Here is a 13,421-nt window from a genome sequence, read left to right as displayed (position 1 = left end):
GGTCGGCTCCTGGTCGTGCGTGTCGCCGGTAAGCCTACCGGCCGTCGGGCCGCGGTCGCGGGGAAGCACCGGCAGCCGGTCACAGCAGGCGGACGACCTCCGGCAGGGCGCCGGCCATCACCGGCGAGATCTTCACGACGTCGCCGGACTGCGGGGCCTCGATCATCTGCCCGTCGCCCAGGTAGAGCGCGACGTGCGTACCGCCGCCCGGGCCCCAGAACAGCATGTCGCCGCGCTTCGCATCGGCCAGCGGGAAGTGCGGGCCGGAGGTGTACTGATAGCCCGAGTACTTGGGCAGATCGATCCCGACGCCGGCGAAGGCGTAGACCATCAGACCCGAGCAGTCGAAGCCGATCTTGTCGAAGTCGCCGTGCGCATCGGCCACGCCGCCGTCCCGGATGCCCAGGGTCGGGCCCTCGCCGTTGCCGCCGCCCCAGGCGTACGGGACGCCCAGCTGCGACCGGGCCCGGTTGACGACCAGTTCGACGGCCTGCGGGCCGCGCAGCCCGGGACGCGAGTTGTTGCCACCGCCGCCGCTGCTGCCGAGGGCGTTGCCCAGGCGGGCGATCAGGCCTTCGATGTCGACGTCGCCTTCACCGAGTCCGAGCTGGTCGAGCAGTTCCGCATGCGGGACGCCGCTCGACGAGCCGAGCGCCTGCGTGCCCAGGCCGAGGGCGAGTTTGGCCGCCTCGGCGGCGGCATCCGCCGCCGGGTCGCCCTCGGCGGCCTTCCGGGGGTTCGGGGCGGCGCCGGGGGCCGCCGCCACACCCTTGCGCCCACGCAGCTTCTCCAGGCGTTTGATCAGGTCGTTCCGCTCTTCGAGGAGCTTCGCGCGCTTGCCCCGCTCCTCGGCCACCGCCTTGCGGGCGGCCTCGACCGCGGCGATCGCCGCATCGCGTCGGGCCTTCGCTCCTCGCATCGACGACGCCGCCTGTTTCCGGGCGACCTTGGTGGCCGCGACCCGCTTGGCCTGCTGGGCGCGCACCTGCTGCAGGTTCCGGATCACCGTGCGCTGCGCCCGCGCGAACTGTTCGGCGCTGGTGGCCCGGTCGAGCACCTGTCCCGGGTTCTCCGAGGAGACGTAGTCGGTCATCGAACCGAGGTTGTTGCCGTTGCGGTTGAAGGCGCGCATGAAGTCGTCGAACTCGCGCTGTGCGGCGACGGCCTTCTGCTCGGTCTTCTTCAGCGATTTCCGCGCGGCGTCGTCGGCGGCCGCCGCGAAGGCCTGCTTCGCCACCGCGTTCTGGTAGTCGACGAGAGTCTTGTTGACCCGCTCGCGCTTGGCCGCGACCTGCGAGGTGAGGTTCACCAGGTTCTGGTCGACGGCGGCGATCCGGTTCACCAGGTTCGCGATCGGCGACGCGTGCCTCGGGTCGGCTCCGGCGGTGCCGACCGTCAACGCGCCGACCAGAACCAGCGCGACGACCACACCGCCGCGAAGCGCCTTGCGTGCGTCGTTCGTTGCTCGCTTCAACGGTCGTACTCCCTAGTGATCCCCATTGGTCGCCGATGCCGCACCCACCCCGACGAGGGTCGGACCTCATGCGACTCAGACGTATTCTGTAAAACCGTACGTCACTTCAGTCACACCGGAAAGCGACCGCGGGAATTACCGCGGCGAAATTCTCCGTACCCGACGCCATGACCGGCGCAAAGACGCCCGTCCTGCGGGAATCACGATTCGATCACGTGTCCCCGGTCTCACCTCCCCGCCTCGGCCGGGCGGCTCCGCCGGAGCGATTCAGCGGGTCGTCTCCGCGGCGATCTCCCCCTCGGCCTGGGCCTCGTCCCCGGATCGCGGCTCGGCGGCCGCGTCCACGGCGCCCTGCTCCCGGTCTCCGGACCGGTCCGCGCCGGGCCGATCCGCGGCATCGGCGCCGCGTCGTCGTCGCCGCTGCGTCAACCGGGCCAGCACCGCGCCGATCACGACGACGACGATCAGGCCGAGCGTGACCAGCGTCCAGTCCACGTGCGGCGCGGCCGCGCGGTCGTAGAGCTGCTCCATCGCGACGGCGGGCGCCATCCCGCCCTTGAGCGACGACGCGCCGTCCTCGAGCTGCACGCGGCTGAACTCCGACGACGAGGTGCCGATGGCGTTGGCGCCGCGCACGATCACGGTGCCGCCGACCTGCTCCTGCAGGTTCGTGGCGATGTCCCGGAAGACGGTGAACGGCACGTACGACTGCTCCAGCACCACCAGGTTCAGGTCGTGCCCGTCCGCCTTCGCCTTCGCGACCACCTTCTTCAGCGCCGGGACCTGGTCGGCGGGGGCGTACACGCCGGTCGCCTTCAGGCTCGCGACGATCGCGGGCATGTCGAGGTCCGACCACTTCTTCTTGGTGCCTGCGGGCTTCGCGATCGGGTCTGCGGGCTGCGCGATCGTGAAGGTGGCCGGGCCCGGGGTCATGAGCACTCCTGATGTCGGCGGAATCGTCGCGCTCACCTTACTGGGGAACGTTCCGCGGGACCGCTTCCGGCTGGAAAATCCGATGTTCGTCGTACCGGGACACCCCATTGCGCCCAACCAGTACGCGCGTACTGCTATGATGATCCCGCAGCAGTTCCGGGCCTTCAGCCCGCCCGTCACTGCTCGAGTATCCCCCCGTCGGCGCAGCCCGTCGGCGGTCACCGCAGATGAAGTGGAGCATACGTTGAGCAAGGATTCGTTTGGCGCCCGCGGCACCCTCGAGGTGGGCGACAACTCCTATGAGATCTTCCGCCTCTCGGCCGTCAAGGGCACCGAGAAGCTTCCCTACGCACTGAAGGTCCTCGCCGAGAACCTGCTTCGCACCGAAGACGGCGCGAACATCACCACCGACCACATCGACGCCCTGGCGAACTGGGACCCGAACGCTCAGCCGAGCATCGAGATCCAGTTCACCCCCGGACGCGTCCTGATGCAGGACTTCACCGGCGTGCCCTGCGTGGTCGACCTGGCCACCATGCGCGAGGCCGTCGCCACCCTGGGCGGCGACCCGAACAAGGTCAACCCGCTGTCCCCGGCCGAGATGGTCATCGACCACTCGGTGATCCTGGACGTGTTCGGCCGCGCCGACGCCTACGAGCGCAACGTGGAGCTGGAGTACCAGCGCAACGGTGAGCGCTACCAGTTCCTGCGCTGGGGCCAGGGCGCCTTCGACGACTTCAAGGTCGTCCCGCCGGGCATGGGCATCGTCCACCAGGTGAACATCGAGTACCTGGCCCGCGTCGTCATGACCCGCAACGGCCAGGCCTACCCGGACACCTGCGTCGGCACCGACTCGCACACCACCATGGAGAACGGCCTGGGCATCCTGGGCTGGGGCGTCGGCGGCATCGAGGCCGAGGCCGCCATGCTGGGCCAGCCGGTCTCCATGCTGATCCCGCGCGTCGTCGGCTTCAAGCTGACCGGCGAGATCAAGCCGGGCGTGACCGCCACCGACGTGGTGCTGACCGTCACCGACATGCTCCGTCAGCACGGCGTGGTCGGCAAGTTCGTCGAGTTCTACGGCGAGGGCGTCGCCGAGGTCCCGCTGGCCAACCGCGCCACCCTGGGCAACATGAGCCCGGAGTTCGGCTCCACCTGTGCGATCTTCCCGATCGACGACGAGACCGTGAACTACCTGCGTCTGACCGGCCGCACCGACGAGGAGCTCGCGCTCGTCGAGGCGTACGCCAAGGAGCAGGGCATGTGGCACGACCCGTCGAACGAGGCCGCCTACTCCGAGTACCTCGAGCTGGATCTGGGCACCGTCGTGCCGTCGATCTCCGGCCCGAAGCGCCCGCAGGACCGCATCCTGCTGTCCGAGTCGAAGGTCGCCTTCCGCAAGGACATCCACAACTACGTCGAAGACCGAATGCCCGCCGAGCACACCCAGCTCGACGAGGCCGTCGAGGAGTCGTTCCCGGCGTCGGATCCGGCCGCTCTCTCGTTCGCCGACGACGGCGCCGTGGACGTGACCGTCCACTCGGCCGCGAACGGCGCCGAGGGCCGGCCGAGCAAGCCGGTGCGCGTCAAGGGCGAGCGCGGCGAGTTCATCCTCGACCACGGCGCCGTCGCCGTCGCCGGCATCACCTCGTGCACCAACACCTCGAACCCGTCGGTCATGCTCGGCGCCGGCCTGCTGGCCCGCAACGCCGTCGAGAAGGGCCTGACCAGCAAGCCGTGGGTCAAGACCAACATGGCGCCCGGTTCGCAGGTCGTCTCCGACTACTACGAGGCCGCCGGCCTGTGGCCGTACCTGGAGAAGCTCGGCTTCTACCTGGGCGGTTACGGCTGCACCACCTGCATCGGCAACACCGGCCCGCTGCCGGAGGAGATCAGCGCCGCGGTCAACGAGAACGACCTGACCGTCACCGCCGTCCTCTCGGGCAACCGCAACTTCGAGGGTCGCATCTCCCCCGACGTGAAGATGAACTACCTGGCCTCCCCGCCGCTGGTCATCGCCTACGCGCTCGCCGGCACCATGGACTTCGACTTCGAGACCGAGCCGCTGGGCCAGGACACCGAGGGCAACGACGTCTTCCTGAAGGACATCTGGCCGTCGGCCCAGGAGATCGACGACACCATCAAGACGTCGATCAGCCAGGAGATGTTCCGCAAGTCCTACGCCACCGTGTTCGACGGCGACGAGCGCTGGCAGGGTCTGAACACCCCCGACGGCGACACCTTCGAGTGGAGCGAGGACTCGACCTACGTCCGCAAGGCGCCGTACTTCGACGGCATGCAGATGGAGCCGTCGCCGGTCGCCGACATCAAGGGCGCGCGCGTCCTGGCGCTGCTGGGCGACTCGGTCACCACCGACCACATCTCCCCGGCCGGCCCGATCAAGCCCGGCACCCCGGCCGCCCAGTACCTGGACAGCCACGGTGTGGCCCGCAAGGACTACAACTCGCTGGGCAGCCGTCGCGGCAACCACGAGGTGATGATCCGCGGCACCTTCGCGAACATCCGCCTGCAGAACCAGCTGCTGGACGGCGTCTCGGGCGGCTACACCCGCGACTTCACCCAGGAGGGCGGCCCGCAGAGCTTCATCTACGACGCCTCGGTCAACTACCAGCGCGAAGGCATCCCGCTGGTCGTGCTGGGCGGCAAGGAGTACGGCTCCGGTTCGTCCCGCGACTGGGCCGCCAAGGGCACCGTCCTGCTGGGCGTCAAGGCCGTCATCACCGAGTCGTTCGAGCGCATCCACCGCTCCAACCTCATCGGCATGGGCGTCGTGCCGCTGCAGTTCCCGGAGGGCGAGTCGGCCAAGACCCTGGGTCTGGACGGCACCGAGGTCTTCGACATCGAGGGCATCGTGAAGCTCAACGAGGGCATCACCCCGGAGACCATGAAGGTCACCGCCACCAAGGAGGACGGCCGGGTCGTCGAGTTCGACGCCAAGGTCCGCATCGACACCCCCGGCGAGGCCGACTACTACCGCAACGGCGGCATCCTGCAGTACGTGCTGCGGAACATGATCAACAGCTGATCACCGCGGTTCGACAACGGGAAGCATTGAATGCCCAAGGTCAGCGATGACCGGCTGGCCGCGCGTCGTCGAGAGATCCTCGACGGCGCGCGGCACTGCTTCGCCGAGCACGGTTACGACGGTGCCACGGTGAAGCGTCTGGAGGAGGCCACGGGACTGTCCCGGGGCGCGATCTTCCACCATTTCAAAGACAAGGAAGCCCTCTTCCTCGCGCTCGCTCGCGAGGATGCCGAGCGGATGGCCGAGGTCGCCGCGCAAGAGGGCCTGGTCCAGGTGATGCGGGACATGCTCGACCGTCCCAAGGACTTCGACTGGCTGGGCACCCGCCTGGAGATCGTCCGGAAGCTGCGCAGCGATCCGGCGTTCGCCGAGGCGTGGGCGCAGCAGGCGCACGAGCGCGAGGCGGTGACCCTGGCCCGACTCGAACGCAAACGCGAGGACGGCTCGCTCCGCAAGGACGTGCCGACCGAGGTGCTGGTCACCTATCTCGACATCGTCCTCGACGGGCTCATCACGCGCCTGGCGACGGGCCAGTCGACGGCCGATCTGCACGCCGTGCTCGACATGGTGGAGGACTCCGTTCGGCATCGCGAACTGAAGCCGGTGAGAACAACTGCATACGACGACGCGCGGCGCGGGAACCCGATCGGTTCCCGCGCCGCGCCTCTCTCCGCGGGCGACCGCTGCTCAACGGCCGTCGTCCGGGCGCAGCGCCAGCCGTGCACCGAGTCCGCCGTAGCCCAGGACGACCTGGACGACGACGATGATCAGCCCCGGGGAGCCGAGGAGCGAGAACGGGATGCCCCACAGGATCCAACTCTGCGCGAAGAGGGTCTGCCATCGGAGGGCGCCCGTCCAGCGCCCGGCGATCGCGACCCGGACACCGATGATCAGCATGCCCAGCATGGACAGCGGCCAGCACACGTCCATCGTCGCCCAGAACGCCGTCCCGTGCAGCAGCCATCCGGCGTCGAGGATCGTCGAGACCATGGCTCCGCACAGCAGGACCACCTCGATCAGGTAGCCGACGCGGGCGAGGCGGGAGAGCATCCCGGGGTGCGTCATCGCCCCGTCGCCGGCCTGGATGCGGAGCAGACCCAGGATCGACAGTTGGAAGGCGAGGGCGGGCACGCCCATCACGAGGGTCTGCCAGCCGAAGCCCTCGTGGTCGCCGAGCAGCATCGTCGCCAGCGCCCAGAGCGGCGCGGTCACGGCGAGGGACGCGCCGACCCTGCGGACGATGCCGGTCGTCGGCCTCGTGAGCGCCGGGGATCCGCCCCGCGCGGCACCGACGGCGGTGTCGAGTGTGGTCATGATGATCTGCCTCTCTCTTCGTCCCGGATGCGGACTCGGTGAGAAGAGAGTGCGCCCGCCCGCTTGAAGAACGCTTGAAACGGGCCTCCGAGCGTTCTCCGGTGGAGCGTGCGTCACGCCAGGACGTCGTCGAGCAGTGCGTCGATCGCGGCGCGATCGAGGGCGGCGCCGGCCCGGATCCCGGCCGCCCACCGCGCGGAGTCGGACTCCGCCCGCATCCGCGCGGCGAACGGCGCGAGTTCGACGATGTCCATGTGCTCCGGATCGAAACCGGTCGACTCGGTCCGGGCCCGGACCACGCCGGTCAGCAGCGCCGCCGAGGCGCGGTCGCCGCGGAGGAAGGTCAGGTAGGCGGCGGTGAGGACGCCGACCATCCACGAGGTGAGGTCGAAGGCGCGCTCGCAGGCGGCCAGCATCCGCCGCAGCTTCGCCTGAGCCGGTCCGTCGACGTCGCCCGTCACGATGTCGTTCTTCACCGAGATCCACAGCGACGAGGCCGCGAGCCAGGCGTAGCCGCAGTCGTCGGCGAGCGTTGCGGCGTGTGCGAGGAGTTCCCGGGCGAGGTCGTGTTCACCGGCGCGGAAGGCGGCCATGCCCAACGCCATCTGCGCCTCGGCGTAGGTCGCGTCGTATCCTTCGGCGAGTGCGAGCCGGGCGCCCAGTTCGGCGCGTTCCCGACCGATCTCGAACGCGCCGGCGCCGGCCTGGAAGAACCCGAGCAGCACCGCGGCATCGGCGCGCGCCCGGCGGTCGTCCGCGCAGGAGTCGTCGAACAGGCCGGTCTCGTAGAGTTCCTCCAGCCGCTGCAGGCCGTCCAGCAGGACCGGGAGATCACCCGCGAGATACCCGATCAGGCATCGGCCGGCCGTCGCGCGCACCCGGTCGGCGATCGGTGTCGCCTCCGCCGGGAGGTCGTGTTCGGTCAGCGGAGCCAGGAGACGCATCCCCTCGTCGACGTAGCCGCGCCGATACCAGAACCAGTACAGGTGCCCGACGATCTCCAGGTAGACCGGCCATTCGGTCTCGGCGACCGCTTCGAGAGCCGCGTGGACGTTCGGCAGCTGTTCGTCGAGGACGCGCGTCCAGTGCAGGGACCGCGCACCGCGGATGTGGTCGTGCGCCCGAGCGACCAGGCCCCGGACCCAGGTGACGTGCGCGGCGGTCAGCTCCGCGGCCCGGGCGGCGGACAGCTGCTCGCGCCCGTACTCGCGCAACGTCTCCAGGAGCCGGTAGCGGCGCGGATCTCCGCCGAGAACGCTCACCATCGACCGGTCGACCAGCGCGGTGAGATCGTCGAGCAGGTCCGGGTGGGCGGTGACCGCGGCGGCCGCGGCCAGGTCGAATCCGCCAGCGAACACCGACAGCGCGCAGAAGAGTGCGCGCTGCGAGTCGTCGAGCGCCTGGTAGGAGCCGTCGATCACCGCCTGCATGCTCGCATGCCGTGCGCCTGCGGGATCGGCGCCGCGCGCGGTGTCCGAGAGCAGGGCGAACCGACGGTCGAGCATCTCCCCCAGCTGCGGGACTGAGAGCACCGCGGTGCGGGCCGCGGCGAGTTCGATCGCAAGCGGCAGATCGTCCAGGGCCGCGCACAGTTCCCGGACCCGGTCCCGCTCGGTGGGGGCCGGTGTGAGCGCGGCCCGCGCGTAGAAGAGGTCGGCGCCCTCCGGCAGCGGCGCGAGCGCCTCGACGCGCTCTCCGGCCACGCCGAGGCGCACCCGGCTGGTCGCCAGGATCGTGACCCCCGGGCACGAGGTCAGCAGTGCCGAGCACAGCGCCGCGATCGGACCGGCCGCCTGGTCGCAGTCGTCGAACACCAGGAGCGTCCGGCGCTCGCGGAGGAGAGCGATCAGCGCCTCCAACCCGCCGGCCGCGGTCAACCCCACGACCCGGGCGACCGCTTCGATCAGCGCCTCCGGTTCGGACGATCCGGCGAACTCGACGAACCAGGGGCCGTCGTCGTCGTTCCGGGCCTCCGCGACGGCGACGGCCACGCGGGTCTTGCCGATGCCGCCGGGGCCGGTCACGGTGACCAGGCGATGCCGGGTGAGCAGGTCGCCGAGGCGCTCGAGATCGCGGTGCCGGCCGATGAACGAGGTGACCGGGGCCGGAATCGATCGACGCCGGATCGGGGCGGGCGCGGGCGAGGCGCCGAGCAGGTCCGGGTCCTGGACCAGGAGACGACGGTGGAGGGAGGTGAGCGCCGGTCCGGGGTCGGCGCCCAGTTCGTCGGCGAGGACCCGCCGGGCGGCGTCGATCGTGGCGAGCGCCTCGCCCTGCCGTCCGGCCCGGTAGTGCGCGAGCGCGAGGAGCTCCCACGCCCGCTCCCGGAGCGGATCGTGAGCGGTCAGCTCCGCGAGTCCGGCCGCCGCCGCCTCGTGATCGCCGAGGTCGATGAGCGCGCCGAGCCGGTCCTCGCGGGCACCGGCCCGCAGGGTGTCCAGCCGGGCGGCCTCGGTCACGGCGAACGGCCAGGCGCACACGTCGGCGTACGCCGGACCGTGCCAGAGCGCGAGGGCCCGGTCCAGGACCGCCGCGGCGGCGGCCGGATCGCCGGCGCCGAGCAGTTCCCGTGCCCGCCGCACCCCGGTGACGAAGAGGTCGGCGTCGAGTTCGAGACCCCGCGGGTCCAGGGCGTACCCCGGACCTCGGCGGACCAGGACCGTCGGGGCGCCTCGGCCGTGCGCGGGTTCGAGGATCCGGCGCAGCATGGAGACGTAACTCTGCAGGGTCGACGACGCGGACGTCGGCGGATCGCCGTGCCAGAGTTCGTCGATCAGGGTCTGCGCGGACACCGTCTCGCCGTGGGCGACGATCAGTCGGGCGAGCAGAGCGCGGGGCATCGGGCCACCCGGATGCCGCTCGACACCGCCGACGAGGACGCCCGTCGGGCCGAGGACGCGCAGGGTGATCGTCATGGACGAAGGATAGTCCCGGGTCGACGTCGCACCGCTTTCTCATGATTTAGGCTCCGCTAACCTAAGTTATATGCGACGACGAAACACGCCGACCTCCACGGTCAAGGCGGCGACCCTCGACCGGGTGCACGTCGGCAGCCGGACGGTGGTGGTACTCGGTCCCGTCCGGCTGCCCGATCCGGACTTCGTGCGCGACCGCCTGTGTGCGCTGGCCGATCTCGGACCGACGGCCCGGCTCGGTCTGCGGCCCGATTCGCAGCGCCGACACTGGCTCCACGACCCGGAATCGATCGCCGACGCGGTCTCGGTCGAAGCCGCACCGGACGATCCCGGGTCCCTGCTGTCGGGATCGGGATCGTCCGAACCGTTCTGCATGACGCTGGCCGGCGACCATCTGCGCACCGAGCACGACCACGGGCTCGGCGAAGTCCAGCTGGCCCTGCTCAGTCATCTCCTCGTGATCGGCGACGCCGATCCGGCCGATCCGGCACTGCGCGCCCAGATCGGTGCGAACGGCGACATCGTGCGTGCCGCGCTGCGCACGTTCGCCACGGATCCCCGCCGGATCCCCGCGGTGCTGACGCAGACGCGTGCGGTCCGCTGGCCGGACGCCGAGGACGACGGGATCTACCCGGCACGCGGCCCGGTCGGACCGGCGGCCGCCCAGACCTCGGTCCTCACCCGAGAGAAGATCGCCGCCCTGCGTCGCTGGCGGTCGGACCGTGCACTCGACGCTTCGATGATGACCCTGGTCATGTGCGGTTTCAGCAACGCCCTGGCGGCGCACGGCGTCGTCCTGGATCAGAGCATCACGGTCACCGTCGACCTGCGCCGCTATCTACCGGCCGGCGCGAACCCGCTGAACAACGTCGTCTCCAGCGTCTGCCTGCCCTATCCCCGCCGCTCCGATCCGGCGACGGTGCACCGGCAGTTGGCGGCGGCCGTGAAGTCGGGGCGGCCGCTGGCCGCCGCGGTCCGGAGCGTGGCGACGATCCGAGCCCGCGAGATGCTCGGTCGGTGGCGGCCGGTCGCCGCCGACGGACCCGTACGCGCCCATCTGACCTTCGCCGGGGTGCACGAGTTGCCGCAGTTCTCCCGGTTCGACTGGATCGATCCCGAGGCCGGGGGCTGTCTCGTCCGCTCCGATCCGGGTGATCCCGCGGGAATCCTCCTGGACGCGATCGGCATCTGCGGCGGCATCTGGCTCTCGGCATCGCATCATCCGACCGTGATCCCCACGGCCCAGGTCGAGGCCGCGATCTCCGGATTCGCCGCCGATCCGATCAGCTATCTGAACTAGCTCTGTGCCACATCTCACTGATTTGCGAACGATCCGGTTCGCCCCCCTAGATAAGGGTCGCCTAAACTAACTGAGTCTGCCCTCTTCCTTTCTGGAGATAATTCGTGCTCGATTCAACTGTGACTGGCACGTCCCTGTGCGTGGTGATCTGCTGCTACACCCATCATCGGTGGGCGGAGCTCTGTGCCGCGATCAATGCCGCGCGCGTCCAGACCGCGCCGATCGATTCGGTCCTCGTCGTCGTCGACCACAATCCAGATCTGCTGGCCCGGCTCACCGAGCGCTTCGGCGACGACCCCGACGTGCGTCTCGTCGCCAGCACCGGTCCGCAGGGCCTTTCCGGAGCACGGAACACCGCCGTCGAGCTGGTCGCCGAGGACGTCCTGGTGTTCGTCGACGACGACGCCGAACTCGGTCCGGACGCCCTCGACGCCCTCCGCGACGCCCTCCTCGACGAGGACCTGGTCGCGATCGGCGGGGCGGTGCGCCCGATCTGGCAGGACGGTCGGCCCACGTGGTTCCCCGACGAGTTCGGGTGGGTCGTCGGATGCGACTACCGAGGCATGCCCGACGACGGCGCCGAGATCCGCAACCCGATCGGCGCGGCGATGGCCGTGCGGCGCGAGCCGCTGACCGAGATCGGCGGCTTCAACCACGACCTCGGTCGCGTCGGCACGCTCCCCGCCGGCTGCGAGGAGACGCTGATGGGGATCGCGCTGGCTCGCCGGTATCCCGACCTGCGACTGGTCCGCGACACCGCGTTCGCCGTCGACCATCACGTGCCTGCCGGGCGCGGCCGACTCTCCTACTTCTTCTCCCGCTGCCATCACGAGGGCCGGTCCAAGGCCCGGCTCACCGCGCTCGCCGGCGCCTCCAGCTCCCTCTCGGCCGAGATCCGTTTCCTGCTGCGCACCGTCAGCACCGGCATCGTGCGCTATCTGAGTCAGGCTCTGCGCGGCGAGAGCGCAGCCCTCACTCGGCTGGCGATGATGCTGCTCGGCGTCGTCGCGACCGTCGCGGGCACCGTCGCCGGAATGCTGAGCCGCCGCCCCGCCGAACCCGAGCAGACCGCCGTGCGCCGATCGCCGATCGCCGCCAATGCCAGGTTCTCGATCATCATCCCCACGGTCGGCCGCGACCTGCTGGCCGAGACCGTCGCCGCATCGCTCGCCCAGACCCACCCCGACGTCGAGGTGATCGTCGCCGACAACCGACCGGCGTCCGGACGCACCCGACGGGTCCTGGCCGACGTCGACGACCCGCGCCTGCACATCGTCGACGCCCCCGTTCCGGGGATCTCCGCCGCCCGCAACGCCGGAATCGCCGCCGCCACCGGCGCGGTGCTGGCCTTCACCGACGACGACGCGCTACCGGATCCGGAATGGGCCGCCACCGTGATGCGGATCTTCTCCGACGACTCGACCGGCACGGTCGGCGTCGTGACCGGACGGGTGCTCGGCACCGAGGCCCAGAACGAGACACAGGCGTGGTTCGAGGAGGCCGGGATCTTCGACAAGGGCGATCGACCCGTCGTCTGGGGTATCGAACCCGACCATCGGCTCGAGCGGTTCGGCGCGTTCGGAGAACGCGGCCCCTTCTTCCCCTACACCGCCGGTGAGTTCGGCAGCGGGAACAACATGGCCTTCGCCGCCGAGACCGTGGCGGCGATCGGCGGATTCGACGAACGTCTGGGGACCGGCATGCCGACCCGAGGCGGCGAGGACCTCGATGCGTTCCGCTCGGTGATCCTCGGCGGCTGGAACATCGTGTACCGACCGGACGCCCTGGTGCAGCACTATCACCGTGACAATCTCAAGGAGTTGCGGCAGCAGAGCTACGGCTACGGCGTCGGTATGGCCGCCGCGCTGACCAAACTCGTCTTCGGCCGGCATCGCACCGCGGTGCTGCGCCGGGTGCCCGCCGGACTGTGGGTGCTGTTCCATCCCGAGTCGGAACGGAATCAAGGACTTCCCGACGACTGGCCCAGACATCTGCGCGTACTCGAACTCGCCGGCTTCGCCGCCGGACCGTTCCTGTTCGTCCGCAGCAGTATCCGTGCGACGCGAACCCGTAGGCAGGAGCGATGATGACCGCGACCGAGGCCGAAGACACCGGTACCGTCGAGATCGCCCCGGATCCGGACGGTCGACCCACCGCTGTCGTCGCCGTTCCGACGATCGAGATCGAGAACGGGCCCGCACCGGACTCCGAGGCCGCTGTCTCCTACGGCTGGCACCCGCGGCGGGCGGTGATCGTCGCACTCGTGTTGTCCGCGGTGCTCCTCGGCCTCAACGTCGCCGCCGCGGCGTCGGCACTGGATCACGTCCCCGCAGTGCTCCGCACCCTCGCCGTCCTGGCGGGGATGTGCCTCCTGCCGGGTATCCCGGTGGTCGTCGCGCTTCGGATTCCCGGTCGTGCGCTGAGCGCCGCGCTGGTGCT

Annotated in this window: 7 protein-coding genes and 1 pseudogene; 4 read left to right on the top strand and 4 right to left on the bottom strand. The window is 70.3% G+C overall.

All coding sequences use genetic code 11. The features are described from left to right. Positions 1-79 precede the first annotated feature (79 nt). Complete coding sequence (locus QM809_RS13400) at positions 80-1,474, bottom strand: NlpC/P60 family protein (protein ID WP_415046248.1); 1,395 nt, start codon at positions 1,472-1,474, stop codon at positions 80-82. Between the two features lie 267 nt (positions 1,475-1,741). Next, positions 1,742-2,407, bottom strand: coding sequence for a DUF6676 family protein (locus tag QM809_RS13395; RefSeq protein ID WP_415046247.1), 666 nt, complete (start codon positions 2,405-2,407; stop codon positions 1,742-1,744). A gap of 244 nt (positions 2,408-2,651) precedes the next feature. On the opposite strand from QM809_RS13395, the gene acnA reads away from it, so the two are divergent. Then, entirely contained in the window at positions 2,652-5,453 is a 2,802-nt protein-coding gene (gene acnA, locus QM809_RS13390) for an aconitate hydratase AcnA (RefSeq protein ID WP_415046246.1), read from the top strand. Between the two features lie 30 nt (positions 5,454-5,483). Further along, a pseudogene (locus tag QM809_RS13385) lies at positions 5,484-6,038 on the top strand (TetR/AcrR family transcriptional regulator); the annotation flags it as partial. Positions 6,039-6,140: 102 nt separating this feature from the next. Here QM809_RS13385 and QM809_RS13380 read toward each other — a convergent pair. Continuing rightward, positions 6,141-6,767 (bottom strand): hypothetical protein, encoded by a 627-nt coding sequence (locus tag QM809_RS13380; RefSeq protein WP_415047146.1) that lies wholly within the window; start codon positions 6,765-6,767, stop codon positions 6,141-6,143. Between the two features lie 113 nt (positions 6,768-6,880). Further along, complete coding sequence (locus QM809_RS13375; RefSeq protein WP_415046245.1) at positions 6,881-9,682, bottom strand: BTAD domain-containing putative transcriptional regulator; 2,802 nt, start codon at positions 9,680-9,682, stop codon at positions 6,881-6,883. Between the two features lie 70 nt (positions 9,683-9,752). Between QM809_RS13375 and QM809_RS13370 the strand changes: the two genes are divergently transcribed. Together QM809_RS13370 and QM809_RS13365 are read left to right on the top strand one after the other, a co-directional pair. Further along, positions 9,753-10,982 (top strand): hypothetical protein, encoded by a 1,230-nt coding sequence (locus QM809_RS13370; protein WP_415046244.1) that lies wholly within the window; start codon positions 9,753-9,755, stop codon positions 10,980-10,982. 119 nt (positions 10,983-11,101) lie between these two features. Next, complete coding sequence (locus QM809_RS13365; RefSeq protein ID WP_415046243.1) at positions 11,102-13,069, top strand: glycosyltransferase family 2 protein; 1,968 nt, start codon at positions 11,102-11,104, stop codon at positions 13,067-13,069. Positions 13,070-13,421 lie beyond the last annotated feature (352 nt).

Source organism: Gordonia sp. (in: high G+C Gram-positive bacteria), from assembly GCF_047600385.1.
In the GTDB taxonomy this organism is placed as follows: Bacteria; Actinomycetota; Actinomycetes; order Mycobacteriales; family Mycobacteriaceae; genus Gordonia.
This window is presented reverse-complemented; position numbering and strand designations above follow the sequence as displayed.

Coding starts and splice junctions, on each gene's coding strand:
- QM809_RS13395 (WP_415046247.1), bottom strand. CDS start 2,407: ATGACCCCGGGCCCGGCCACCTTCACGATCGCGCAGCCCGCAGACCCG.
- QM809_RS13380 (WP_415047146.1), bottom strand. CDS start 6,767: ATGACCACACTCGACACCGCCGTCGGTGCCGCGCGGGGCGGATCCCCG.
- QM809_RS13375 (WP_415046245.1), bottom strand. CDS start 9,682: ATGACGATCACCCTGCGCGTCCTCGGCCCGACGGGCGTCCTCGTCGGC.
- QM809_RS13370 (WP_415046244.1), top strand. CDS start 9,753: ATGCGACGACGAAACACGCCGACCTCCACGGTCAAGGCGGCGACCCTC.